The following is a 25,434-nucleotide window of genomic DNA, read 5'->3' on the forward strand; positions in this document are numbered from 1 at the left end:
CCGAGATGCCGGCGGACGGCATCCGTGCCCGCTTCCGGGTGAACTATGTCGGGTTCGGGCTGGACGTCGACCTGAAGCTGCCGGGGCATGGCGTGACCGCGCTGTTCGGCCATTCCGGCTCCGGCAAGACCACCCTGCTGCGCTGCGTCGCCGGCCTGGAGCGGGCCGCCGAGGCGCGTCTGGAGATCAATGGCGAGCTCTGGCAGGACAGCGCCGCCGGCGTGTTCCTGCCGACCCACAAGCGCGCCCTCGGCTACGTGTTCCAGGAGGCCAGCCTGTTCCCCCACCTGAGCGTACGGCGCAACCTGGAATACGGCCTGAAGCGCGTCGACGCCGCCGGCCGCCGGGTGTCCTGGGAACGGGTGCTGGAGCTGCTCGGCATCGGCCACCTGCTCGAGCGCCTGCCCGGCCGCCTGTCCGGCGGCGAGCGCCAGCGCGTCGGCATCGCCCGCGCGTTGCTCACCAGTCCGCGCCTGCTGCTGCTGGACGAGCCGCTGGCAGCGCTCGACCTCAAGCGCAAGAACGAGATCCTGCCCTACCTGGAGCGCCTGCACGACGAGCTGGACATCCCGATGCTGCTGGTCAGCCACTCGCCGGACGAGGTGGCGCGCCTCGCCGACCACGTGGTGCTGCTCGACCAGGGCCGGGTGGTCGCCCAGGGCGGGCTGCAGGAGACCCTGGCGCGCCTCGACCTGCCCACCGCCTTCAGCGAGGACGCCGGGGTGGTCATCGAATCGGTGGTGGCCGAGCACGACGACCATTACCACCTCACCCGCCTCGAATTTCCCGGCGGCGCGGTGCTGGTCGCCCGCCGCCCGGAAGCGCCCGGCCAGCGCCTGCGCCTGCGCGTGCACGCCCGCGATGTCAGCCTGGCGCTCAATCAGATCGAGGACACCAGCATCACCAACGTGCTGCCGGCCACGGTGCGTGAGGTGGTCGGGGCCGACACCCCGGCCCATGTGCTGGTGCGCCTGGACGCCGAGGGCACGCCGCTGATCGCGCGGATCACCCGGCGCTCCTGCGACCAGCTCGACGTCCTGCCCGGCAAGCGCATGTGGGCGCAGATCAAGGCGGTGGCGCTGCTCGGCTGAGGTCGCCGTTTCAGGCGGCCGGTGCCGGCGCCAGGGCGGTGCGCCGCCACAGCGCCGCGCCGGCCAGCACCAGCAGCAGGCACAGCGCGCCGACGTAGTAGGCCGGGCCCAGCGGGCTCCACTTCAGCAGCAGACTGACCAGGATCGGCGTCAGGCCGCCGCAGATGGCGTAAGCCAGGTTGTAGGAGAACGACAGCCCGGAGAAGCGCACCGCCGCCGGGAAGGCCTTGACCATCACCATGGGGATGGCGCCGATGCTGCCGACGCAGAGGCCGGCCAGGCCGTACAGCGGCAGCAGCAGGTCGCGGTGCGCGGCGAGGCTGGCGTAGAACGCCGAGGAGCTCACCAGCAGCAGCAGGCCGCCGCAGACGAAGGTCGGCCCGGCGCCGAAGCGGTCCGCCGAGAGGCCCGCCAGCACGCAGCCGAAGGTCAGGCCGACGATCGCCAGGCTGTTGGCCGCGAGCGCTTCGCCGGCGGCGAAGCCGTGCTGGGTCTGCAGCAGGGTCGGGGTCATCAGGATCACCACCACGATGCCGGCCGACAGCACCCAGGTCAGCAGCATCGACAGCAGCACCGCCGGGCGGTGTTCGCGCAGCACCGCCTTGAGCGGCAGCTCGGCGGCCAGCGACTGGCGCAGCTGCAGCTCGGCGAACACCGGCGTCTCGTGCAGCCAGCGGCGCAGGTAGACCGAAACCAGACCGAACACCCCGCCGAGCAGGAAGGGGATGCGCCAGGCCCAGTCGGCCAGCTCCGCGGGGCTGAACGCCCGGTTGATCGCGCTGGCGGTCAGCGAGCCGAGCAGGATGCCGGCGGTCAGCCCGGCGGTCAGGGTGCTGCAGGCGAAGCCGATGCGCCGCTCCGGCACGTGCTCGGCGACGAACACCCAGGCCCCCGGCACCTCGCCGCCGATCGCCGCGCCCTGCACCACGCGCAGCGCCAGCAGCGCCAGCGGCGCCCAGATGCCGATCTGCGCGTAGGTCGGCAACAGACCCATGCACAGGGTCGGCACGGCCATCATGAAGATGCTCAGGGTGAACATGCGCTTGCGCCCGAGCAGGTCGCCGAAGTGGGCCATGACGATGCCGCCCAGCGGGCGCGCCAGGTAGCCGGCGGCGAAGATCCCGAAGGTCTGCAGCTGGCGCAGCCACTCGGGCATCTCGGCGGGGAAGAACAGCTTGCCGACCACCGCGGCGAAGAACACGAAGATGATGAAGTCGTAGAACTCCAGCGCACCGCCGAGGGCGGAGAGCGAGAGGGTCTTGAGGTCGCTGCGGGTCAACGGGCGCGCCGCGGGCGCGGCGCCGGGGTGCTCGGCGGGCATGGGGGCTGGCTTCTCGGGACTGGGGGCAGGGGAATGCCGGCGCACCATAGCAAATTACGCCCCACCCGGCAGCTGCGGCCGCGGGCCAGAGCGGGCGGCCCGCCATCCGACGGGTACCTCTGTACCAAGTCATGACAAAACCATGGCATTGGCGCATCATTCGCGGGGTTTTTATTCAGCAACCGTGGGCAACTCTCCGCCGGCATGCCGTCATAGCCGAAGACGGTGCGCAGGGGCGCCGAAACGACCTGGCCACAAGGGTAACGGCATGTCTCAACTCGAAACCTTCTACGACGTGATGCGGCGTCAGGGCATCACCCGCCGCAGCTTCCTCAAGTACTGCAGCCTGACGGCCGCGGCCCTGGGCCTCGGCCCGACCTTCGCCCCGCAGATCGCCCACGCGATGGAAACCAAGCCGCGCACCCCGGTGCTCTGGCTGCACGGCCTGGAGTGCACCTGCTGCTCCGAGTCGTTCATCCGCTCCGCGCACCCGCTGGTCAAGGACGTGGTGCTGTCGATGATCTCCCTGGACTACGACGACACCCTGATGGCCGCCGCCGGCCACCAGGCCGAAGCGGCTCTCGAAGAGACCATGAGGAAGTACAAGGGCGAGTACATCCTCGCCGTGGAGGGCAACCCGCCGCTCAACGAGGACGGCATGTTCTGCATCGTCGGCGGCAAGCCGTTCCTCGACCAGCTCAAGCATGCGGCCAAGGACGCCAAGGCGGTGATCGCCTGGGGCAGCTGCGCCAGTTGGGGCTGCGTGCAGGCGGCCAAGCCAAACCCGACCCAGGCGGTGCCGATCCACAAGGTGATCACCGACAAGCCGATCATCAAGGTGCCGGGCTGCCCGCCGATCGCCGAGGTGATGACCGGGGTGATCACCTACATGCTGACCTTCGGCAAGCTGCCCGAGCTGGACCGCCAGGGCCGGCCGAAGATGTTCTACGGCCAGCGCATCCACGACAAATGCTACCGCCGCCCGCACTTCGACGCCGGCCAGTTCGTCGAGCACTGGGACGACGAGGGCGCGCGCAAGGGCTACTGCCTGTACAAGGTCGGCTGCAAGGGCCCGACCAGCTACAACGCCTGCTCCACGGTGCGCTGGAACGAAGGCACCTCCTTCCCGATCCAGGCCGGCCACGGCTGCATCGGCTGCTCGGAGGACGGCTTCTGGGACAAGGGCTCGTTCTATGAGCGGCTGAGCAGCATCCCGCAGTTCGGCATCGAGAAGAACGCCGACCAGATCGGCGCTGCCGTCGCCGGCGGCGTCGGTGCCGCCATCGCCGCCCACGCCGCGGTCACCGCCATCAAGCGTCTGCAGAACAAGGGGATCAGGCATGAGCAGCCTGCCGAACGCCAGCCAGCTGGACAAATCCGGCCGGCGCATCGTCGTCGACCCGGTGACCCGCATCGAGGGCCACATGCGCTGCGAGGTCAACGTCGACGCCAACAACGTCATCACCAACGCGGTGTCCACCGGCACCATGTGGCGCGGCCTCGAGGTCATCCTCAAGGGCCGCGACCCGCGCGACGCCTGGGCCTTCGTCGAGCGCATCTGCGGCGTCTGCACCGGCACCCACGCGCTGACCTCGGTGCGCGCCGTGGAGGATGCCCTGAACATCCGCATCCCCTACAACGCGCACCTGATCCGCAACCTGATGGACAAGACGCTGCAGGTGCACGACCACATCGTGCACTTCTACCACCTGCACGCGCTGGACTGGGTCAACCCGGTCAACGCCCTGAAGGCCGATCCAAGGCCACCTCCGCCCTGCAGCAGGCGGTCTCGCCGGCCCACGCCAAGTCCAGCCCCGGCTACTTCCGCGACGTGCAGACGCGCCTGAAGAAGTTCGTCGAGAGCGGCCAGCTCGGCCTGTTCGCCAACGGCTACTGGGACAACCCGGCCTACAAGCTGCCGCCCGAGGCGGACCTGATGGCCGTGGCGCACTACCTGGAGGCGCTGGACCTGCAGAAGGACATCGTCAAGATCCACACCATCTTCGGCGGCAAGAACCCGCACCCGAACTACATGGTCGGCGGCGTGGCCTGCGCCATCAACCTGGACGACGTCGGCGCCGCCGGCGCGCCGGTCAACATGACCAGCCTGAACTTCGTCCTCGAGCGCATCCACGAGGCCCGCGAGTTCACCAAGAACGTCTATCTGCCGGACGTCCTGGCGGTCGCCGGAATCTACAAGGACTGGCTGTACGGCGGCGGCCTGGCCGGGCACAACCTGCTGTCCTACGGCACCTTCACCAAGGTCCCGTACGACAAGTCCAGCGACCTCCTGCCGGCCGGCGCCATCGTCGGCGGCAACTGGGACGAGGTGCTGCCGGTCGACGTGCGCGATCCCGCGGAGATCCAGGAGTTCGTCAGCCACTCCTGGTACACCTACGCCGACGAGACCCGCGGCCTGCATCCCTGGGACGGCGTCACCGAGCCGAAATTCGAGCTCGGCCCGAACACCAAGGGCAGCCGCACCGACATCAAGGAGCTGGACGAAGCGCACAAGTACAGCTGGATCAAGGCACCGCGCTGGCGCGGCCACGCCATGGAGGTCGGCCCGCTGGCGCGCTACATCATCGCCTACGCCTCCGGCCGCGAATACGTCAAGGAGCAGGTCGACCGCTCGCTGTCCGCCTTCAATCAGAGCACCGGCCTGAACCTCGGCCTCAAGCAGTTCCTGCCCTCGACCCTCGGCCGCACCCTGGCGCGCGCCCTGGAGTGCGAACTGGCGGTGGACAGCATGCTCGACGACTGGCAGGCCCTGGTCGGCAACATCAAGGCCGGCGACCGCGCCACCGCCAACGTCGAGAAGTGGGACCCGAGCACCTGGCCGAAGGAGGCCAAGGGCGTGGGCATCAACGAGGCGCCGCGCGGCGCCCTGGGCCACTGGATCAGGATCAGGGACGGCAAGATCGAGAACTACCAGGCGATCGTGCCGACCACCTGGAACGGCACCCCGCGCGACCACCTGGGCAACATCGGCGCCTACGAGGCCGCGCTGCTCAACACGAAGATGGAGCGCCCGGACGAGCCGGTGGAGATCCTGCGCACCCTGCACAGCTTCGACCCCTGCCTGGCCTGCTCGACCCACGTGATGTCGCCGGACGGCCAGGAGCTGACCCGGGTGAAGATCCGCTGAACCGGAGGATTGCGCGATGGCACTGGAAAAATCCCTGGAAAGCGGCGACGGCCAGGAGAAGGTCCGCAAGCAGACCGCGGTGTACGTCTACGAGGCGCCGCTGCGCCTGTGGCACTGGGTCACGGCGCTGTCGATCGTCGTGCTCGGCGTGACCGGCTACTTCATCGGCGCGCCGTTGCCGGCGATGCCCGGCGAGGCGATCGACAACTACCTGATGGGCTACATCCGCTTCGCCCACTTCGCCGCCGGCTACGTGCTGGCGATCGGCTTCGTCGGCCGGGTCTACTGGGCCTTCGTCGGCAACCACCACGCCCGCGAGCTGTTCCTCGTGCCGGTGCACCGCAAGGCCTGGTGGGGCGAGCTGTGGCACGAGATCCGCTGGTACCTGTTCCTCGAGAAGGTGCCGAAGAAGTACATCGGCCACAACCCGCTGGGCCAGCTGGCGATGTTCTGCTTCTTCGTGGTCGGTGCGATCTTCATGAGCGTCACCGGCTTCGCCCTCTATGCAGAGGGCCTGGGGCAGGGCAGCTGGGCCGACCGGCTGTTCGGCTGGGTGATCCCGCTGTTCGGCCAGAGCCAGGACGTGCACACCTGGCATCATCTTGGCATGTGGTACCTGATTGTCTTCGTCATGGTGCATGTCTACCTGGCCGTGCGCGAGGACATCGTGTCCCGGCAGTCGCTGATCTCCACCATGGTCGGCGGCTGGCGGATGTTCAAGGACGACCGGCCGGACTGACCGCCCTGGCGCACCGCCAGAGGGCGCGGGCAGTCTGCGCCGCACCGTTTTTCACCACCCGGGTCGCTGGTCGCCCCGGGTTTTCGCCATCAGGGACGTGCGAGTTGACCCACGGTCCGGGCCGCAACGCCCGGTGGTAAACGATCCATGACAGGCTCCAGCCCCAACATCCTCATTCTCGGCATCGGCAATCTGCTCTGGGCGGACGAAGGCTTCGGCGTGCGCTGCGTCGAGCTGCTCAACGAGCGCTACCGTTTCCCCGACGGCGTGCGGCTGATGGACGGCGGCACCCAGGGCATCTACCTGGTGCAGCACGTCCAGCAGGCCGACTGCCTGATCGTCTTCGACGCCGTCGACTACGGCCTGGCGCCCGGCACCCTGAAGATCGTGCGCGACGACGAGGTGCCCAAGTTCATGGGCGCCAAGCGCATGAGCCTGCACCAGACCGGCTTCCAGGACGTGCTGGCGCTGGCCGCGTTCACCGGCGCCTATCCGCGCGAGCTGCTGCTGATCGGCGTGCAGCCCGAGGAGCTGGAGGACTTCGGCGGCAGCCTGCGCGAGCCGGTGCGCGCCCAGCTGGAGCCGGCGCTGCAGGTCGCCCTGGCCTTCCTCGCCGAGCGCGGGGTGCTCGCCGCGCCGCGCGACGGTGACGCCGAGCAGTTGGCCCCGGCGCAGCTGGCCCTGGGCCGCTACGAGGCCGAGCGTCCGGCCGAGGAGCTGGCCTACCGTCACGGCGACATCCGCTTCATCGCCCAGCCGGGCCGGGAGGACGACTGAGCATGTGCATCGGCATTCCCCTGCAGGTGCTGGAGTGCGCGCCGGGCCGCGCCCTGTGCGGCGACGAGCGCGGCGCGCGCTGGATCGACACGCGGCTGATCGAGCCGCCGGCGCCCGGCGACTGGCTGCTGGTGTTCCTCGATGCCGCCCGCGAAGCCCTCGACGCCGAGCGCGCCGCGCAGATCCGCGAGGCCCTGCGCGCGCTGCAGGCCGTGCAGGCGGGCGATCTGGCCGCCCTCGACGGCCTGTTCGCCGACCTCGACCGTGAGCCGCAACTGCCGCCCCACCTGCAGGCGCAACTGCCCCCCAAGGAGCCGAATAGCCCATGAGTCACCCCCTGATCGAGCGTCTGACCGCGACGCTCGGCTACCCCCTGCTGGACGCCGCCGGTCTCGACCGCCAGGTGCAGGCCCAGCCGTTCTCCGTGCTGTTCTTCGCCGGCGACCCCAAGCGCTTTCCCGAGGCGCTCGACGTCGCGGTGATCCTGCCGGAACTGGTCAAGGCCTTTCCGCAGCTCGCTCCCGCGCTGATCGCCGGTGCGGACGAAGCCGGCCTGCAGGGGCGCTACGGCTTTTCCGTCTGGCCGAGCCTGGTGTTCCTCAAGGAGGGGCGCTACCTGGGCAGCCTGTCGCGGGTGCTGAACTGGGGCGAATACCTCGAGCGCATCCCGGCGATCCTCGCCGGCGAACCCGAGGACCTGCCACGCATTCCCGTGCTGTCGCTGGATGGCGGCGCACCTTCCTGTAGCCAAATGGAGATTAGCGAACCATGACCGGCGATCTGCCCCTTCTCCCACCCGGCTTCGGCCCCGGCTCGCATGGCGAAAAGGACCGGCTCGACTACCTGCCGATGCCGCGCGAGATGCATACCTTCGAGCGTCCTGCGCTGCCGGAGCCCGGCCAACTGGGCGCGCACCCCATCGCCCTGGCGCTGCTGGAGCGGCTGCAGGAGGCGCTGGGCGCCTACCGGATCGGCGAGCAGAGCCGGGTGATCGGCCTCGACCGCCAGCCCAAGGCCGACCTGAAGTTGCTCCAGCAGATCCTCGGCGAGGGCGAGGTGGCGATCCAGGTCGGCGGCCAGCGCCCGGTGCGCATCCAGGAAACCGTGCTGGCCGGGGTCTGGTGGGTGCAGCTGCAGGTCGGCTTGGGCGAGGTCGTCGGCCAGTGGCTGGAGGTCGCCGACATCCCCGCGCTGGTGCGCCGGCGGGCCTTCGCCGAGGCCCGCTGGCCGCGCCTCGGCGCCCTGCCGGACGACCTGCTCAACGCCGGTCCGGTGCTGGTGGAGCTGCTCGACGCGGCGAAGCGGCACGCCGAGCGCCAGCTGGCCACGCCGCACGTGATCAACCTGTCGCTGCTGCCGTTCTCCGCCGAGGATCAGCGCTTCCTCGCCGAGCAGCTCGGCGAGGGCCCGGTGACCGTGCTGTCGCGCGGCTACGGCAACTGCCGCATCGCCGCCACCGCGACCCCCGGCATCTGGCGCGTGCAGTACTTCAACAGCACCGACCGGCTGATCCTCGACACCCTGGAGGTGACCGCCATGCCGCAGGTGGCCTGCGCCGCCCAGGAGGACCTCGACGACTCGGCCGAACGGCTGCGCGAGATCCGCGAGGCGCTGGAGTGAGCGCGCGCTTCGAGGGCAGCTACCTGGGCGACGCCGCGCGCCTGGCCGACGATGCCGTGCTCGAATGCAAGATCTGCTGGCAGCGCTACGACCCCGCCGAGGGCGACCCGGTCTGGCAGATCCCGGCGGGCACGCCCTTCGCCGCGCTGCCGGCGCACTGGCGCTGCCCGCAGTGCGACGGCGACCGCGAGCAGTTCATGGTCGTGGACGACTGAAGGCCCATGCCCAGCCGCGAAGCCATCGAAGCCTACTACCGGGCGGTCGGTACGCGCATGGCCGAGCTGCCGGTGTACAACCCGGCGCTCGCCGTAGAGCTGCTCGGCTGGCGCGCGGTCGAGGGCGTCGGCGCGCTCGGCGTGCTGATCACCCCCTGGTGCATGAACCTGTTCTGGCAGCCGCCGGCCGATGCCGAGCTGCCGGCCAAGGGCGAGCGCGTGCTGCTGGCGCTGCCCTCCGGCGACTACGAATGCACCCTGCACGAGGACGAGCGCCTCGGCCGCTATGCCAGCGCTTCGCTGTGCTCGCCGATGCAGGACTTCCCCGGTCAGGCCGAGGCGCGGGCGATGGCCGAGGAGGTGCTGCGGCTGGTCTTCGCCGAGCCCGAGCCGGAAGCGCCGCATGCTGCTGCGCTGAGCCGTCGCGCCCTGTTTCGTCGCGCCCTGGGCGGTGCGCCGTGAGTGCCCTGGAAACCCTGGCTGGGCGCCTCCTCGTGAAGGTGCGGCTGCAGGATGGTGTCATCCAAGCCGTCGAAACCCGGTTGCAGCGCCCGCTGGCGCAGCTTTCCCGCCTGCTCGTCGGGCGGAGCGCGGAGACGGCCCTGACGCGCCTGCCGCTGCTGTTCAGCCTGTGCGCCGCGGCCCAGCAGGTAGCGGCGCTGCGGGCGCTGGAGCAGGCCGCCGGCTGGCCGGCGATGCCCGAGGTGGAGGCGGGCCGCAGCCGGCTCGCCGAGCTGGAGCTGATCCGCGAGTCCCTGCTGCGCTTGGTGCAGGTCTGGGATCTGCCGCTGCCCCTGGAGCGGCTCAAGGCGCTGCTCGCCCTGTGCCGGCAGGCCGCCGGCCGCCTGCAGCCGCTGAGCGCCTTGCACGCCGCGCCGCTGCCGGCCGATCCGCAGCTGGAGGCGGGCCTGGCTGCGCTGGCCGCCGCCTGGGCGGCTCTGCAATTGCCGGCACCGGCCGACTGGCTGGGGCCGCGTCTGAAGCCCTGGCAAGCGGTCGCGCTCGGCGGAGCGCTGGCGGAACGCTTCGCTCCGGCGGATCTGCCGGCGCTGCTGGCACAACTGCGTGCCGGCGATGCCCGCGCCGAGATCGCCGGTGCGCCGCGGATCACCGGCCCGGCCGCCAGCGCCGGGATGCAGGCGACGGCGGCCGCGCAGATCGAGCAACACGTCGGCGCGCTGCTGCGGCGCACGGCGCAGGCGGTAGACTCGCTGCAACAGCCGCCGCTGCCGCCGGCCGTGGCCGGGTTGGCGGCGGGGGAGGGCGTCGGCCTGGTGCAGACCGCCCGCGGCGCTCTGCTGCACCGGGTCTGCCTGGACAACGGGATGGTCGGCGCCTGGCAACTGCTGGCGCCGACCGACTGGAATTTCCATGCCGACGGCCCGCTACGCCGTCGGCTGTGCGGCGTGCGGGTGGCCGAGGAAGACGCGGGAGCGCTGCTGCGTGAGCTGATTCTCGCGGTCGATCCCTGCGTCGCGTTCGAGGTGAAGATCGTCCATGCATGAGATGTCGATCGCCGAGGGCATCGTCCAGCTCCTCGAAGAACAAGCTGCGGCGCAGCGCTTCGCGCGGGTCAAGGCGGTGTGGCTGGAGATCGGCCCGCTGGCCGCGGTCGAGGTCGAGTCGCTGCGCTTCTGCTTCGAGGCGGTGACCCGCGGAAGCCTGGCCGAGGGCGCACGCCTGGAGATCGTCGAGCTGCCGGGGCGCGCCTGGTGCCTCGGCTGCAACGCCAGCGTGGCGATCCGCCAGCGCTACGACGCCTGCCCGCAGTGCGGCAGTCACCGATTGCAGGTCACCCAGGGCGACGAACTGCGGGTCAAGGAACTGGAGGTAGAGTAAGCATGTGTACCGTTTGCGGCTGCGCCGAGGGCGAAACCCGGATCGAGGGCCAGCACCATCATCACGGCCATGACCACGGTCATCACCATCATGACCACGCCTTCGTGCGCCGCTCGGCGCCGGCCGAGGTCGCGCCGCTGGTGGTCGAGGGCCTGAACCTGCACTTCGGCCAGGGTCCGGCCCGCGCCCATGCGCCGGGCCTCAGCCAGCGCCGCATGGTGCAGATCGAGCAGGACATCCTCGGCAAGAACGACCGCTACGCTGCCGAGAATCGCGCGCGCTTCGACGCTCTGTCGCTGTTCGTCCTCAACCTGGTGTCCAGCCCCGGCTCGGGCAAGACCACCCTGCTCACCAAGACCATCGAGCGGCTCGGCCGGCGCCGGCCGCTGGCGGTGATCGAGGGCGACCAGCAGACCGACCACGACGCCGCGCGCATCCGCGCCACCGGCGTGCCGGCGGTGCAGGTCAACACCGGCAAGGGCTGCCATCTGGACGCGCACATGGTCGGCCGCGCCTTCGAGCAACTGGAGGGTCTGGAAGGCGGCCTGCTGTTCATCGAGAACGTCGGCAACCTGGTCTGCCCGGCGGCCTTCGACCTGGGCGAGGCGCACAAGGTGGCGATCCTCTCGGTCACCGAGGGCGAGGACAAGCCGCTCAAGTACCCGGACATGTTCCACGCCGCCGACCTCATGCTGCTGAACAAGACCGACCTGCTGCCGCACCTGGACTTCGACGTCGAGGCCTGCATCGCCTACGCCCGGCGGGTCAACCCGGACATCGAGGTGATCCGCGTCTCGGCGCGCAGCGGCGAGGGCATGGACGACTGGCTGGCGTGGATCGAGCGCCAGCGCGGCGCCCGCCTGCGCGCCCGGATCGACGCCCTCAGGGCCCAGGCGCAGGCTCTGGAGGCGCTGCTCTGAATCAGCCGGCGGAAGCGGGCGTGCGCCTGCTGCTGCGCGGCCGGGTGCAGGGGGTCGGCATGCGTCCCGGCATGCACCGTCTGGCCACTGCCCTCGGCCTGGCCGGCGAGGTGTGCAACACCGGCGAGGGTGTGCGCATCGACCTGCAGGGCTCGCCGCAAGCGCTCGCCGAATTCGAGCGCCGTCTGCCCGCCGAGCTGCCGCCGCTGGCACGGCTCGATGCCTTCGAACGCACGGCGCTGCCCGGCGGGGCGCGCTTTTCCGGCTTCGCCATCGTGGCCAGCCATGACGAGGCGGGCGGGGCACTGGCGCCGCCGCCGGATGCCGCGGTCTGCCCGGCCTGCCTGGAAGAACTCTTCGATCCGCAAAGCCGCCGCTGGCGCCATCCGTTCATCAACTGCACCCACTGCGGCCCGCGCTACAGCCTGATCCGCGGCTTGCCCTACGACCGTGCCCAGACCAGCCTGGCCGGCTTCGCACTCTGCCCGGACTGCCGGCGCGAGTACCAGGATCCGGCCGACCGGCGCTTCCACGCCCAGCCGATCGCCTGCCCGGCCTGCGGCCCGAGACTCTGGTGCGAGGACGCCGCCGGCGAGCGCCTGCCCGGCGATCCCGTCGCCCTGGCGCTGGCCGCCCTGCGCCGCGGCGAGATCCTCGCCCTGCGCGGCGTCGGCGGCTTCCACCTGGCCTGCGATGCGCGCAACGCCGAGGCGGTGGCCGAACTGCGCCGGCGCAAGCGCCGCCCGGCCAAGCCCTTCGCGCTGATGGCCGCCAACCCGGCCTCGCTGGAGGCGCTGGTCGAGCTGAATGCGGGCGGCCTGGACGAGCTGAGCGGCCCGGCCGCGCCGGTGGTACTGCTGCGCAAGCGGCCCGCCGCCGATGGCCTGCTCGCCGCCGACGTGGCGCCGGATCTCGCCTGGCTCGGCGCGATGCTGCCGCACAGTCCGCTGCACTGGCTGCTCTTTCACGAGGCCGCCGGGCGGCCGGCCGGCACGGCCTGGACCGCCGCGCCCCAGGATCTGGTGCTGGTGATGACCAGCGCCAACCTGAGCGGCGAGCCGCTGATCACCGGCAATGCCGAGGCGAAGGACAAGTTGGCCGGGATCGCCGACCTCTGGCTGCTGCACGACCGCGAGATCCTCAACCGTTGCGACGACTCGGTGGTCAATGCCCTGGGCCGCGCGCCGGTGGTGATCCGCAGCGGCCGCGGCCTGGCGCCCCAGGAAATCCGCCTGGCCCGCTCCGGCCCCTCGGTGCTGGCCCTGGGCGGCCAGCTGAAGAACGCCATCTGCCTGACCGAGGGCGACCGCGCCTGGCTGTCGCCGCACATCGGCGACCTGCACAGCGCCGACGCCTGCCGCGCCCTGGAGCGCACGGTGGTGCAGTTCGGCGAGTTGCTCGGCATCCGTCCCGAGCGCATCGCCTGCGACCTGCACCCGGATTTCTTCGCCAGCCGCTTCGCCCGCGATTACGCCGAACGCTATGGCCTGCCGCTGCACCCCGTTCAGCACCATCACGCCCACATCGCTGCGGTGACGGCCGAGCACGGGCTCGCCGAGCCGGTGCTCGGTCTGGCGCTGGACGGCTTCGGCCTCGGCGCCGACGGCCGGCTGCGCGGCGGCGAGCTGCTGCGGGTGACGGCGGACGGCTGCGCCTGGCTCGGCGAGCTGAGTCCGCTGCCGCTGCCCGGCGGCGACCAGGCAGCGCGCGAGCCCTGGCGCATGGCCGCCGGCGCCCTCTATGCGCTGGACCGCGGCGCCGAGATCGCCGCGCGCTTCGCCGCCGAGCCGGGCAGCGCGGCCATTGCGCGGATGCTCGAACGCGGCTTCAATTGCCCGCCGAGTAGCAGCGCCGGCCGGCTGTTCGATGCCGCCGCGGGCCTCCTGGGCCTGGGCGGGCGCCAGCGCTACGAGGCCGAAGCGGCGCTGCGCCTGGAGTCGCGGGTGGTCGGCCTGCCGGAGGCGGTGCCCGCACTCTGGCGGATCGACGCCGACAACCGCCTAGATCTCTCGCCGCTGCTCGCGGAGCTGGCGGACCTGCACGACCCGCGAGCCGGCACCGAGCTGTTCCACGGCGTGCTGATCGAGGCCCTGGCCGCCTGGGCGGCGCGCGCCGCCGAGACCACCGGCCTGCGCCGGATCGCCCTGGGCGGCGGCTGCCTCCTGAACACCTGGCTGCGCGACGGGCTCTGCGCGCGCCTGTGCGCCGCCGGCCTGGAGCCACTGCTGGCACGGCAGGTGCCGCTCAACGACGGCGGTCTGGCCCTCGGCCAGGCCTGGGCGGTGCTCCTGGCACCGGATACCCCATCGATACGAGGACAAGCGTGATGTGCCTGGCCATTCCGGTCCGCATCGAGGAGCTGCTCGATGAACAGAGCGCGGTCGCCTGCATCGGCGGCCTGCGCAAGACCATCAACGTCGCCCTGCTCGACGACCTCAAGGTCGGCGACTACGTGATCCTGCACGTCGGCTTCGCTCTGCAGAAGCTCGACGAGACCGAGGCGCAGCGCACCTTGGCGCTGCTCGCCGAGCTGGGCCAACTGGCCGAGGCCGAGCAGGCCGCGCAGGGAGAGGCGCCATGAAGTACGTCGACGAATTCCGCGACGGCGCCACCGCGCGCCAGCTCGCCGCGCGCATCGCCGCCGAGGCCGATCCGGCGCGCGCGTACCGGCTGATGGAGTTCTGCGGCGGGCACACCCACGCGATCTTCCGCTATGGCATCCCCGACCTGCTGCCGGCCAACGTGCGGCTGATCCACGGCCCCGGCTGCCCGGTCTGCGTGATGCCGATCGGCCGGCTGGACATGGCCATCGAGCTGGCGCGCCGCCCGGAAGTGATCCTCTGCACCTACGGCGACATGCTGCGCGTGCCGGCGTCCGGGCGCATCAGCCTGCTCAAGGCGCGCGCCGAAGGCGCCGCGGTGCGCATGCTCTACTCGCCGGTCGAGGCGCTGACGCTGGCCCGGGACAACCCGGACAAGGAGGTGGTGTTCTTCGCCATCGGCTTCGAGACCACCACGCCGCCCACCGCGCTGGTGATCGAGCAGGCGCAGAAACTCGGCCTGAAGAACTTCTCGGTGTTCTGCAACCACGTGCTGACCCCGGCGGCGATGCACGCCATCCTCGCCACCCCGGAAGCGCTCGCCGGCACGCTGCAACTGGACGGCTTCATCGGCCCGGCCCACGTCAGCACGGTGATCGGCAGCGACGCCTACGCGCCCTTCCCCGCGCAGTACGGCACGCCGCTGGTGATCGCCGGCTTCGAACCGCTGGACCTGCTGCAGGCGCTCTTGATGCTGGTGCGCCAGCTCAACGCGGGGCGCGCCGAGGTGGAAAACCAGTTCACCCGTGCGGTCACCGCCGAAGGCAACCGCAAGGCCAAGGCGCTGACCGCGCGGGTCTTCGAGGTGCGCGAGAGTTTCGAATGGCGCGGCCTGGGTGCCGTGCCGCACAGCGCCCTGCAGATCCGCGAGGCTTTCGCCGAATTCGACGCCGAGCGGCGCTTCGCCCTCGAACCGCGCAGCGGCCTGGAGAACAAGGCCTGCGAATGCCCGGCGATCCTCCGCGGGGCGAAGAGCCCGCGCGACTGCCGGCTGTTCGGCAATCCCTGCACCCCGGACAACCCGCTGGGCTCCTGCATGGTCTCCTCCGAGGGCGCCTGCGCCGCCTGGTACGCCTACGGTCGCCAGCGCCAGGGCGCCGTGGAGGTGGCCCGATGAGTCGGCTCGATCTGCAGAACGGCAGCGTGGAGATGGTCCACGGCAGCGGCGGTCGCGCCATGGGCCAGTTGATCGAGGAACTGTTCGCCCGCGCCCTGCGCAACCAATGGCTGGACCAGCGCAACGACCAGGCGCAGTTCGAGCTGCCGCCCGGCCGGGTGGTGATGGCCACCGACAGCCACGTGATCTCGCCGCTGTTCTTCCCGGGCGGCGACATCGGCAGCCTCGCCGTGCACGGCACCATCAACGACGTGGCCATGGCCGGCGCCCGGCCCTGCTACCTGGCCGCCGGCTTCATCCTCGAGGAGGGCTTCCCGCTGGCCGACCTGGCGCGCATCGTCGAGTCGATGGCCGCCGCCGCCCGCGAGGCCGGCGTGCCGGTGGTCACCGGCGACACCAAGGTGGTCGAGCGCGGCAAGGGCGACGGGGTGTTCATCACCACCACCGGGGTCGGCGTGGTGCCGGACGGTCTGCATCTTTCCGGCGACCGGGCACGGCCGGGCGACCGCATCCTGCTCTCCGGCAGCATCGGCGACCATGGCGTGACCATCCTCTCCCTGCGCGAGGGGCTCGGCTTCGAGGCCGACATCGGCTCCGACTCCCAGGCCCTGCACGGCCTGGTCGCCGCCATGGTCGAGGCGGTGCCGGAGATCCGCTGCCTGCGCGACCCGACCCGCGGCGGCCTGGGTAACACCCTCAACGAACTGGCCCGCCAGTCGGGCGTCGGCATGCAGCTCCTCGAGCGGGCCATCCCGCTGCGCGAGCCGGTGCGCGCCGCCTGCGAATTCCTCGGCCTCGACCCCTTGTACGTGGCCAACGAAGGCAAGCTGATCGCCATCTGCCCGGCCGAACGGGCCGAGCGCCTGCTGGAGGTCATGCGCGAGCATCCGCAGGGGCGCGAGGCGGCGATCATCGGCACCGTGGTGGCCGACGAGCGCTGCTTCGTGCAGATGGAGACGCTGTTCGGCGGGAGTCGGATGGTGGACTGGTTGAACGGGGAGCAGTTGCCGAGGATTTGCTGACAAGGTGGACGTTTGCACGACCTTTTGGTGTGAAACCGGTGCACTTTCCTCGGCACGACCCACAGGTTTCGCCCTGCACGGCGACTTACTTTTGTCAGTCGCGACAAAAGTAAGCAAAAACGCTTGCCCCTGTCATCCGGCCCTGCCTGCGGCGGGGCTCCCTCCCTCCGTCGTCACTCCAGGGGCCCGACCTAGGCGGCCCCCTGCGAAGGGCCATCCATGGCCCTCGCAGCTCTCGGCTTTGGCATCCTGCATCGCTCTACCTCCTGCGTCCATGCAGTCGTCGCGGCATCCCTGCCGCTCGACCCCTTGCGCGACGACTTCGCTCGGCCTCCTGAAAGGGGCGTTCGGCGCTGCCTGATGGCCTGGGCGTCAAAGCCGAAGCGGGGCCCGCCAGCTTTTCTCTCGACTGTCTGCCAACTCCCCGGAACAGGGCCGGAGCGAGGGAGCCCGCAACGAAGCGCAGCGCCGTGCGAGGCGAAACCTGCCGGTCGGGCAGCGGAAAGCACTTCGTCATAACGATGGAGAGCGGGCCGGCGCCTGCTTGTAGCCGAAACGCACATAGGGCCGGTGCCAAGACGCCAATCCAACTGACCCCAGAAAGCAAAAGCCCGGCTGAAGAGCCGGGCTTTTGGTGTGGAATAACTTACTCGCGGTAGCTGAGTGCGCTGTCGTAGAGGCGGTCGTCAGCCAAGGCGACATCGCTGAACGCGCGGTTACCGCGGGTTTCGACCTTGTCGCCGACGGCGAACTCTTCGGCCGGGGAGCGCACGATCTTTTCCTTGCCGTCGGCGGTGCGGATCTTGTAGGCGCGGTCGCTGAGGCCGGCGGCCTCCTGGGCCTCGCCGCCGAACAGGGCGCCGATGCCGGCACCGATCAGCATGCCGATCGGGCCACCGATGGCGCCGATCATCATGCCGTTCATGCCGCCGACCGATTTGCCGGTGGTTTGATCCTTGGTTTCCTCGAGAACTTCGGCGGCGTTCACGCTACCGGCGGCCAACAGGGTGAGGGTCAGGGCCAGGGTGCCGAGCTTTTTCATGGCAGTTCCTCCGAGGAAACATTCCAGCGATCCGGGTCAAATCGTCGATCGGGACCTGAGGCGCGGCTTTTGGCAGGGCCTCCGTCTCCGTTGAAGCCAAATTAACCTTACGATTGATGTGGGTCAAGAAAAGAAACACTTTTTTGTGCTTCGAGTGGGTTGATCTTCTCGGCACTGTGGTGCAAGAGCCGGCGGGAGAGGGCTGGCGTTCGTTTGGCGTCGTTCCATCGCGGTAGCTGCAGGCGCTGTCGTAGGTGCGGTCGTCGGCCAAGGCGGCGACGTCGTAGACGCGGGTTTCGACCTTGTCGCCGACGGCGCGCGTCGGCTGAGCGGAGAGGTGGGCGGCGGTACGCTGCCGGCCCGCCTGGCGCCTGGGCAGGGCGCCAGGGCCGTGCGGAGCGCCCGCAGGGATGCCGCCCGTGGCGGCGAGCGCGCTCAGCGCAGGGTGCGCGTGCCGCCGTTGGCCGCCAGGGCGGCGGACTTGCCGGCTGACCTGGGATAGGGGCGGTTGCCGCGGATCTCGACCTGGTCGCCGAGTGCGAAACGGCGGTGGGGGAGCGCACCGTCTTCACCTTGCCGCTGTCGGTGCGGACCTGATAGGCGCGTTCGCTGGCCCCGGCGGCCTCCTGGCCGGAGCTGCCGACCAGCGCGCCGACGCCGGCGCCGATCAGGGCGCCGATCGGCCCGCCGATGGCGCCGACCATCATGCCGGTCATGCCGCCGGCGGACTGGCCGGTCGTCTGGTCCTCGGTCTCGCCGATGATTTCGTCGGCCTGTACGTCGCTCAGAGCCAGCAGGCTGAAGGTCAGGGTCAGGATGCCGAACGCTTGCATGTTCATGGCGGTTCCTCCGAGGAGCGTTTCAGTGGGCTTCGCTTTTCCTTATACAGGAACTATGCCAAGCAGTTTGTTCGCTGTTAATCAATGGCTTAGGACTCGAACTGGACAACGATTGTGACAAAGTGTCGCGATGATGACAGAAGCTTTGTCGCAATTCCTGCAGAAAATGGGGCTTTTATTGATCCAGGTCAGTACAGGGGGTATGGATTTGTGCTTCCGGGGCGATTCGCCGGCCCGGGCCGCGCAAAAAAAGACCGGGCACGAGGCCCGGTCCGCAAGCGTTCTGTCGCCGAAGGCGCTCAGATCATCATCAGCGCACCGCTGGCGGCGATGGCCGCGCCGGCGCCACGGGCCAGCAAGGGCAGGCGCTGCTGCACGGCGGCGGCGAGCAGACCGCCGCCCAGGTGCAGGCTCAGGCTGGCGGCGAGGAAGCCGGCGGCGAAGGCGGTCAGGCCGCCGCTGGCTTCCAGGCCGTGGGCATGGCCGTGGAACAGGGCGAAGACGGCGGTCAGGCCCAGCGCTAGCGGTGCCGGCAGGCGCGCGGCGGAGGCGATCAGCAGGCCGAGCAGCAGCACGGAGAGGGCGATGCCGGTCTCCACCTGCGGCAGGCCGACGCCGGCCACGGCCAGGACGAAGCCGCCGAGCAGCGCGGCGAGGAAGGCGGCCGGCACGGCGAGCTTCAGGGCGCGCGGCTGCAGCGCGGCCCAGATGCCGATGGCCAGCATCGCCAGCAGGTGGTCGAGGCCGCCGAAGGGGTGCAGCAGACCGGCGGTCAGGCCGCTCTCGCCATGCCCGGGATGGGCGAAGGCGGCGGCGGGCAGCAGGGTCAGGGCAAGCAGGGGGAGAACGTGGCGTGTGTTCATGTCGGAGTTCCTGGGGGCAAGTCCGGGGCGCGATGGTTCGCAAAGCGCTATGCGAAGCGGCTAGCTGCGCAGCTTAAGGCAAAACAGCCGCCCGTTGCAGCGTCCGGCGCGCCTGCCCGCTCAGAGGTTCTGCACGATCAGCTGGAGGCCGGCGAGCAGCAGGCCGGCCCGGGCGATGCGGTAGAACCACAGGTGGTTGACCCGCTCCTGCAGCCAGAGGCCGGCCCACACGCCGAACGGGACCAGGGGGGCGAGGGCGAGGCTGGTCAGCAGGTTGTCGCCGGAGAACTGGCCGAGCAGCGCATAGGGCAGCAGCTTGACCGCGTTGGTCAGCAGGAAGAACACGTTGATGGTGGCGACGTAGCGCACCTTGTCCAACTGCTGCGGCAGCAGGTGCATCATCACCGGCGGGCCGCCGGCGTGGGCGACGAAGCTGGTGAAGCCGGCCAGCGCGGAGAGCGCGGTGCCCTTGCCGCGCGCCGGCGGCAGCCCGGCCGTGCTGGCCGGCGGGCGCAGCAGGTTGAGCAGCACGAAGGCCACGGCGATGCCGCCGATCAGCAGGGCGATGACCCGCTCGTCGAGCATGCCGAAGGTCAGCGAACCGAGCAGCACGCCGAGCAGCGCGCCGGGCAGCATGATCTTCAGGTTCGCCGCGTCCCACTTGCCGTAGTAGGCGCGCAGGCCGACCAGATCGGCGGTGCAGAGGATCGGCAGCATGATCGCCGCGGCCTGGGTGGGTGGCACGGCGAGCGCCAGCAGCGGTACCGCGATGCCGCCAAAGGCGCCGCCGAAGCCGCCCTTGGACAGGCCGGTCAGCAGCACCGCCGGGATGGCGGCGAGAAGAAGTTCCGTGGACAGCATGGGCGTGCAGCGCTCCTGATCGGGGGCTCGGACATGGTGCGGGCGCCTAGCTGTACCCGTTTCGCCAGGACAGGGCAATAGCGGAGCGGTAGCGGAGTAGCCGAAGCGTCAAGGACGCGGTTTTGTCTGCTTTTTATGTTGTACTGATAATATTTATCATTTAGATTCGTGGCTTGACTCGGGACAGGGAAGCCATCGATGAAGGGTTGCACTTCGTGTTCGCTCGGCGTGAAGGTCGCCGCGGATGCGCTGGAAACGGAGCTGGAAATCATCTATGCCCGCCAGTGGCGCCTGCTGGTGGAGGTCGCCTTCAAGGTGCTGGGCTGCCGCTCGCTGGCCGAGGACGTGGTCCAGGAAGCCTTCCTCAAGCTCTGGGAGAGCCGCGCCGCGCAGGACATCCAGTGCCCGGTCCGCTACTTGTTCCGGGTGGTGCGCAACCAGGCCATCGACCGTCTGCGCCGGCTGATCCTCGAAAACCGCTATCACGTCGACGAGGCGGCGCTCGGCGAGCAGGTCGCGGCGACGCCCTCGCCGGAGCGGGCGACCCTCGGCCAGTGCGAGTGGAGCGCCCTGCTCGAGGCTCTCGACGAGCTGCCCGAGCGCGCCCGCACGGCCTTCGCCATGACCCAGCTGGAAGGCTACAGCCAGCGCGAGGTGGCCGCCCATCTGGGCGCCTCGCCGACCGCCGTGCATTTCCTGATCCGCGATGCCCTGGGTCACTGCCGCGACCGCCTGCAACCCGACGACTGAACCGCCCCGCACAGGACGATCCCATGAAACTGCTTCGCCTGCTGTTCCGCGACAACCCCCGCGCCCTGGCCGGCGTCATGCTGCTGAGCCTAGCCAGCGTGCTGCTCAGCATCGGCACCCTGGCCTTCATCAACCTGCGGCTGATCGCCGCCAGCGAGCGGCCGGGCCTCGCCCTGCTCCAGTTCGGCGCCCTGCTGGCGCTGCTGCTGCTGGTCGCGGCGGGCGCCCAGGTGGCGCTGCACCGCCTCGGCCACCGCTTCGTCTACCGCCTGCGCCGCGACCTGGTGAAGCGCCTGCTGGACACCGACATCCAGCGCCTGGAGCAGCTCGGCGGAGCGCGCATCCTTGCCAGCCTGTCGAGCGACATCCGCAACCTCACCATCGCCTTCGTGCACCTGCCGGAGCTGGTCTACGGCCTGGTGCTGAGCCTGGCCGCCTTCGCCTACCTGGCTTGGCTGTCGGCGCCGCTGTTCGCCGTGACCCTGGCCTGGATGGGCCTCACCCTGGCGGTCGGCTGGCTCTGCGTCGGCCGGGTCAACCGGCACATCCGCCTGCTGCGCGAGGCCGAGGACCGCCTCTACCGCGACTACCAGGCGCTGATCGACGGGCGCAAGGAGCTGGCCCTGAACCGCGAACGCGCCCGCCGCCTGTACGAGGAGGAGTTCGACGCCGACGCCGAGGCCTACCGCCACCACGTGACCCGCGCCGACATCTACAACGGCCTGGCCGGCAACTGGGCGAACATCATGGTGCTCGGCAGCATCGGCCTGGTGTTCTACTGCGCCGGCGGTCTGGGCTGGGCCGGCGCCGCGACGGCGGCGACCTTCGCCCTCACCGTGCTGTTCCTGCGCGCGCCCATGATCGCCGCGGTGGGCTCGCTGCCCAGCCTGCTCGCCGCGCGGGTCGCCCTGGAGGCGCTGGAGGCGCTGGAGCTGGCGCCGCTGCGCCGCGATTTCGAGGCGCCGGCGCCGGCGCCGGCCTGGCAATCCCTGGAGCTGCGCAGCGTGGTCTACCGCTATCCCGGCGAGGGCGACGAGGGCGGCTTCGACGTCGGCCCGCTGGACCTGCGCATCGCGCGCGGCGAACTGCTGTTCCTGGTCGGCGGCAACGGCAGCGGCAAGTCGACCCTGGCGCGCCTGCTGGCCGGCCTCTACCGGCCGGTGGCCGGGCAGATCCTGCTCGACGGCCGTCCCCTGGACGAGGCCGAGTGGCCGGCCTACCGGCGGCTGTTCTCCAGCGTGTTCACCGACTTCCACCTGTTCGCCCGGCTGCTCGGCCCGGACGGCGGCGAGGCCGCAGAGGGCGAGCCCGACCGCTGGCTCGAGCGCCTGCACCTGGCGCACAAGGTCCGTCACGCCGGCGGCCGGTTGCTCGACACCCGCTACTCCCAGGGCCAGCGCAAGCGCCTGGCGCTGCTGCTGGCGATGCTCGAGGAGCGCGACATCCTGGTGCTCGACGAGTGGGCGGCGGACCAGGACCCGCTGTTCCGCCGGCTGTTCTACCGCGAGCTGCTGCCGCAGTTGAAGGCGCAGGGCAAGACGGTGCTGGCGATCACCCACGACGACCACTACTTCGACCAGGCCGACCGCCTGCTGAAGATGGACGGCGGGCGGCTCGTCGAGCTGACCGGCGAGCAGCGCGCGCGCGCCAGCGCCGACGCCCTGCAGGCCATCGGCGGGCCGGCGCGGGCGCTGGCCGCCGACTAGCCGTGTTCTCCGCGCGCGTCCCCCGGCTACGGCCGGGCAGGGCGGTCATACGTCCGATTTTCAAGTTAATGAAAATTATTCTCGTCTTTATCCGTCTGTAACCAGTGATGCGGCACCCTGCCGCCCGACCGAACCAGGAGCCAAGCCATGAGTTTCGACCAAGCCGATACCCAGTTCCATGTGGTGGTCAACGCCGAGCAGCAGTACTCGATCTGGCCGGAATACAAGCCGGTGCCGGCCGGCTGGCAGGAGGTCGGCATCAGCGGCGACCGCCAGACCTGCCTGGCGCACATCTCCGGGATCTGGTCCGACATGCGTCCGCGCAGCCTGCGCGAGGCCATGGCCGAGTGAAACCGGCGCCGCCGTCCGCTTGCGCCGCCATCCCGGTCGCCGCCCGGCGGCCGGGCCGTTCCGCCCCCGAGGTGCCGACATGACCGCCCATTCCCCGCTTTCCCCCCTGCCGCCGGCCGAGACGGGCTGGCAACCGCTCGGCCCGGCCCAGCAGCGGCTGTGGTTCTTCAGCCGCCTGGAGCCGGACAGCGACGCCTACCACCTCGCCGGCCTCTGGCGCTTTTCCGGGCCGCTGGACGCCGAGGCCCTGTGCTACAGCCTCGACCGCCTGCTGGCGCGCCACGCCATCCTGCGCACCCGGCTGCGCGAACGGGGCGGCGTCGCCGAGCAGCGCCCGGGCGAGGTCGTGCCCATGCCGCTGGAGCGCATCGAACTGGACGGTGCCGACGACGCGGAACTCCAGTGTCAGGCCGGCGACTTCGTCGCGCGGCCCTTCGACCTGGCCCGCGGCCCGCTGGTGCGCTGCCAGCTCTACCGGCTCGGCGCGCAGCGCCATGCGCTGGTGATGGTGATGCACCACCTGGTCTTCGATGCCTGGTCGCTGCGCTGGCTGATGGCGGAACTGGCCGAGGGCTATCGCCTGTTCCGCGCTGAAAAGGCGCCGCAGGCGGACGGTGCCGCCCTGGACGTGGCCTACGCCGCCTGCGTCCGGGCGCAGCGCGACTGGCTGGCGGGCGACGAGTGCCGGCGCGAGCTGGACTTCTGGCGCACCGAGCTAGCCGGCGAGGTGCCGGCCCAGACGCTCGCTCCGGACCGTCCGCGTCCGTCGCGGGCGGCCTGCCGGGCGCGTTTCCGCGAACTGCGCCTGCCCGCGCCGCTGGCCGCGCGGCTGCAGGCGCTGGCCGGCGCCTGCCGGGCGACCCCCTTCAACCTGCTGCTCGCCGTTCTCCAGCTGCAGCTGGCGCGCCTGTCCGGCCAGCCCGAGGTGCGCGTCGGCGTGCCGGTGGCCAACCGCACGCGCGACAACGAGGCGCTGCTCGGTTTCCACGTCAACACCCTCGTGCTGGCCGGCCGTCCGCAGGGGCGGCTCAGCGTGCGCCAGTGGCTCGGCGAGGTGCGCGCGCGGCTGCGCCGCGCCCAGGCGCACCGGACGCTGCCGCTGGAGCGGCTGGTCGAGGCGCTGCAGCCGGAGCGCCGCCTCGGCCAGCAGCCGCTGTTCCAGATCGCCTTCAACTACCGCCACGACGAACCCTTGCCGGCCGACTGGCTGCCCGGCCTGGACACGACGTTCGAGCGGCTACCGACCCGCGAGATCCCCTTCGACCTGGCGCTGGACGCGGTGCGCGACGCCGACGGCGGGCTGAGCATCACCGTCGCCTGGGCCGAGGAGCTGTTCGAGGCGGCGAGCGTCGAGCGGCTGGTCGCCGGCTTCGTCGGCCTGCTCGAACAGTGCGTCGCCGACCCCGAGCGCCGGCTGGCCGATCTCGACCTGCTCGACGAGCAGGACCGGGCGCAGCTGGAGGCCTGGAACGCCTGCCGCCAGCCCCACGACCCGGCCCGCCTGCTGCCCGAGCTGATCGCCGAACAGGCCCGCCGGCGCCCGGACGCCATCGCCCTGGTCCACGGCGCGACGCGCATGACCTACGCCGCGCTGGAGGCCCGCGCCAACCGCCTGGCCCGCCACCTGATCGCCTGCGGCGTCGGCCCGGAGGCGCGGGTCGGCCTCTGTCTGGAGCGCGGCACGGCGATGATCGAGGGCCTGCTGGCGATCCTCAAGGCCGGCGGCGCCTTCGTGCCGCTCGACCCGGACTATCCCCGCGAGCGGCTGGCCTATATGGCCGAGGATTCCGGGCTGCGCTGGCTGCTGACGACTTCCGCGCTGCGCGGGCGGCTGCCGCTGAGTGCGGAGGTGGAAACGTTCTGCCTCGATGCACTGGATCTGGGTGTCCATGCCGTCACGCCGCCGGCCGTGACTATCCATCCGCTGAACCTCGCCTACCTGATCTACACCTCCGGCTCCACCGGCCGGCCCAAGGGCGTGGCGGTCAACCACGCGGGGCTGTCCATGCACGTGCAGACCATCGGCCAGCGCTACGGCATGACCCCGGACGATGTGGAGCTGCACTTCGCCTCGATCAGCTTCGATGGCGCCCTGGAGCGCTGGGCGGTGCCGCTGGCCTTCGGCAGCCGGCTGGTGATCCGCGACCAAGAGCTGTGGAGTGCCGAACAGACCTGCGAAGTGCTGCAGAAGGAGGGCGTGACCATCGCCTGCTTCCCGCCCAGCTACGTCGGTCAGCTGCTCGACTGGATCGAGTCCCAGCAACTGACCTTGCCGGTACGCTCCTGGACCCTCGGCGGCGAGGCCTTCACCCGCGAGACCTACGAGCGGTTGCAGCGGGTCCTGCGCCCCCAACGCATCGTCAACGGCTACGGCCCCACCGAGACGGTGGTCACTCCGCTGATCTGGGAGGCCTTCCCCGGCACGGCGCTGGAGGCGGCCTACGCCCCCATCGGCACCCCGGTCGGTCCGCGCCGGTTGTACGTGCTCGACGGCGAGCTCAACCCGCTGCCGCTCGGGGTGGCTGGCGAGCTGTACATCGGCGGCGAGATCGGCCTGGCGCGGGGTATCACCAGCGCCCCGAGCTGACCGCCGAGCGCTTCCTGCCCGACCCG

Annotated in this window: 23 protein-coding genes and 3 pseudogenes; 21 read left to right on the forward strand and 5 right to left on the reverse strand. The window is 70.8% G+C overall.

Annotated elements, in window-relative coordinates:
• Nucleotides 1-5: 5 nt before the first annotated feature.
• Entirely contained in the window at nt 6-1,091 is a 1,086-nt protein-coding gene (gene modC, locus Atro_RS14345; RefSeq protein ID WP_497927689.1) for a molybdenum ABC transporter ATP-binding protein, read from the forward strand.
• 10 nt (nt 1,092-1,101) lie between these two features.
• Here the strand turns inward: modC and Atro_RS14350 are convergent, their stop codons facing one another.
• Nucleotides 1,102-2,412: an MFS transporter gene (locus Atro_RS14350; protein WP_497923291.1), complete on the reverse strand. Its 1,311-nt coding sequence runs from the start codon at nt 2,410-2,412 to the stop codon at nt 1,102-1,104.
• A gap of 268 nt (nt 2,413-2,680) precedes the next feature.
• Here Atro_RS14350 and Atro_RS14355 point away from each other — a divergent pair.
• The 16 genes and pseudogenes from Atro_RS14355 to hypE all read left to right on the forward strand — a co-directional run.
• A pseudogene (locus tag Atro_RS14355) lies at nt 2,681-3,751 on the forward strand (hydrogenase small subunit); the annotation flags it as partial.
• A 1-nt stretch (nt 3,752) separates the two neighbouring features.
• Nucleotides 3,753-5,560: pseudogene (locus Atro_RS14360) on the forward strand (nickel-dependent hydrogenase large subunit).
• A 16-nt stretch (nt 5,561-5,576) separates the two neighbouring features.
• Complete coding sequence (cybH, locus tag Atro_RS14365; RefSeq protein WP_497923293.1) at nt 5,577-6,299, forward strand: Ni/Fe-hydrogenase, b-type cytochrome subunit; 723 nt, start codon at nt 5,577-5,579, stop codon at nt 6,297-6,299.
• Between the two features lie 147 nt (nt 6,300-6,446).
• Nucleotides 6,447-7,076, forward strand: coding sequence for a HyaD/HybD family hydrogenase maturation endopeptidase (locus Atro_RS14370; RefSeq protein WP_497923294.1), 630 nt, complete (start codon nt 6,447-6,449; stop codon nt 7,074-7,076).
• 2 nt (nt 7,077-7,078) lie between these two features.
• Complete coding sequence (locus Atro_RS14375) at nt 7,079-7,405, forward strand: HypC/HybG/HupF family hydrogenase formation chaperone (protein WP_497923296.1); 327 nt, start codon at nt 7,079-7,081, stop codon at nt 7,403-7,405.
• Nucleotides 7,402-7,848 carry a hydrogenase gene (locus tag Atro_RS14380; RefSeq protein ID WP_497923298.1) on the forward strand — a complete coding sequence of 149 codons (447 nt, stop codon included), beginning with the start codon at nt 7,402-7,404 and terminating at the stop codon, nt 7,846-7,848. Before Atro_RS14375 ends, Atro_RS14380 begins: the two co-directional genes overlap by 4 nt.
• Nucleotides 7,845-8,696 (forward strand): hydrogenase expression/formation protein, encoded by an 852-nt coding sequence (locus Atro_RS14385; protein WP_497923300.1) that lies wholly within the window; start codon nt 7,845-7,847, stop codon nt 8,694-8,696. The genes Atro_RS14380 and Atro_RS14385 overlap by 4 nt, the downstream gene beginning before the upstream one ends.
• A complete protein-coding gene (locus Atro_RS14390; RefSeq protein ID WP_497923301.1) occupies nt 8,693-8,911 on the forward strand; it encodes a rubredoxin in 219 nt (72 codons plus the stop codon). Before Atro_RS14385 ends, Atro_RS14390 begins: the two co-directional genes overlap by 4 nt.
• Before the next feature lie 6 nt (nt 8,912-8,917).
• Nucleotides 8,918-9,373 (forward strand): [NiFe]-hydrogenase assembly chaperone HybE, encoded by a 456-nt coding sequence (gene hybE / locus Atro_RS14395; protein WP_497923303.1) that lies wholly within the window; start codon nt 8,918-8,920, stop codon nt 9,371-9,373.
• Entirely contained in the window at nt 9,370-10,416 is a 1,047-nt protein-coding gene (locus tag Atro_RS14400) for a nickel-dependent hydrogenase large subunit (RefSeq protein WP_497923304.1), read from the forward strand. Before hybE ends, Atro_RS14400 begins: the two co-directional genes overlap by 4 nt.
• Nucleotides 10,409-10,750: a hydrogenase maturation nickel metallochaperone HypA gene (gene hypA, locus Atro_RS14405; RefSeq protein WP_349569164.1), complete on the forward strand. Its 342-nt coding sequence runs from the start codon at nt 10,409-10,411 to the stop codon at nt 10,748-10,750. Before Atro_RS14400 ends, hypA begins: the two co-directional genes overlap by 8 nt.
• 2 nt (nt 10,751-10,752) lie before the next feature.
• Complete coding sequence (hypB, locus tag Atro_RS14410) at nt 10,753-11,670, forward strand: hydrogenase nickel incorporation protein HypB (RefSeq protein WP_497923307.1); 918 nt, start codon at nt 10,753-10,755, stop codon at nt 11,668-11,670.
• Nucleotides 11,671-11,690: 20 nt separating this feature from the next.
• Nucleotides 11,691-13,997 (forward strand): carbamoyltransferase HypF, encoded by a 2,307-nt coding sequence (gene hypF, locus Atro_RS14415; protein WP_497923309.1) that lies wholly within the window; start codon nt 11,691-11,693, stop codon nt 13,995-13,997.
• Nucleotides 13,997-14,251: a HypC/HybG/HupF family hydrogenase formation chaperone gene (locus tag Atro_RS14420; RefSeq protein WP_090937317.1), complete on the forward strand. Its 255-nt coding sequence runs from the start codon at nt 13,997-13,999 to the stop codon at nt 14,249-14,251. The genes hypF and Atro_RS14420 overlap by 1 nt, the downstream gene beginning before the upstream one ends.
• Nucleotides 14,248-15,387 (forward strand): hydrogenase formation protein HypD, encoded by a 1,140-nt coding sequence (hypD, locus tag Atro_RS14425; RefSeq protein WP_497923312.1) that lies wholly within the window; start codon nt 14,248-14,250, stop codon nt 15,385-15,387. Before Atro_RS14420 ends, hypD begins: the two co-directional genes overlap by 4 nt.
• A complete protein-coding gene (hypE, locus tag Atro_RS14430; RefSeq protein WP_497923313.1) occupies nt 15,384-16,409 on the forward strand; it encodes a hydrogenase expression/formation protein HypE in 1,026 nt (341 codons plus the stop codon). The genes hypD and hypE overlap by 4 nt, the downstream gene beginning before the upstream one ends.
• 646 nt (nt 16,410-17,055) lie before the next feature.
• Here the strand turns inward: hypE and Atro_RS14435 are convergent.
• The 4 genes and pseudogenes from Atro_RS14435 to Atro_RS14450 form a co-directional block, all read right to left on the reverse strand.
• Entirely contained in the window at nt 17,056-17,451 is a 396-nt protein-coding gene (locus tag Atro_RS14435) for a hypothetical protein (protein ID WP_497923314.1), read from the reverse strand.
• Nucleotides 17,452-17,886: 435 nt separating this feature from the next.
• A pseudogene (locus Atro_RS14440) lies at nt 17,887-18,284 on the reverse strand (hypothetical protein).
• Between the two features lie 305 nt (nt 18,285-18,589).
• The gene (locus tag Atro_RS14445; RefSeq protein WP_497923316.1) at nt 18,590-19,153 is read right to left on the reverse strand and encodes a HupE/UreJ family protein; all 564 of its coding nucleotides are present in this window, start codon (nt 19,151-19,153) and stop codon (nt 18,590-18,592) included.
• Between the two features lie 120 nt (nt 19,154-19,273).
• Nucleotides 19,274-20,014: a sulfite exporter TauE/SafE family protein gene (locus tag Atro_RS14450; protein WP_497923317.1), complete on the reverse strand. Its 741-nt coding sequence runs from the start codon at nt 20,012-20,014 to the stop codon at nt 19,274-19,276.
• Nucleotides 20,015-20,212: 198 nt separating this feature from the next.
• On the opposite strand from Atro_RS14450, the gene Atro_RS14455 reads away from it, so the two are divergent.
• From Atro_RS14455 to Atro_RS14470, 4 genes are all read left to right on the forward strand, one after another.
• Nucleotides 20,213-20,764, forward strand: coding sequence for a sigma-70 family RNA polymerase sigma factor (locus tag Atro_RS14455; protein ID WP_497923319.1), 552 nt, complete (start codon nt 20,213-20,215; stop codon nt 20,762-20,764).
• Between the two features lie 23 nt (nt 20,765-20,787).
• Nucleotides 20,788-22,470 carry a multidrug ABC transporter permease/ATP-binding protein gene (locus Atro_RS14460; RefSeq protein WP_497923321.1) on the forward strand — a complete coding sequence of 561 codons (1,683 nt, stop codon included), beginning with the start codon at nt 20,788-20,790 and terminating at the stop codon, nt 22,468-22,470.
• Between the two features lie 147 nt (nt 22,471-22,617).
• Entirely contained in the window at nt 22,618-22,821 is a 204-nt protein-coding gene (locus Atro_RS14465) for an MbtH family protein (protein ID WP_089169604.1), read from the forward strand.
• 79 nt (nt 22,822-22,900) lie between these two features.
• Nucleotides 22,901-25,408, forward strand: a complete 2,508-nt coding sequence (locus tag Atro_RS14470) for an AMP-binding protein (RefSeq protein ID WP_497923323.1) — start codon at nt 22,901-22,903, stop codon at nt 25,406-25,408.
• The last annotated feature ends 26 nt before the right edge of the window (nt 25,409-25,434 follow it).

The organism is Azotobacter tropicalis, from assembly GCF_059739045.1.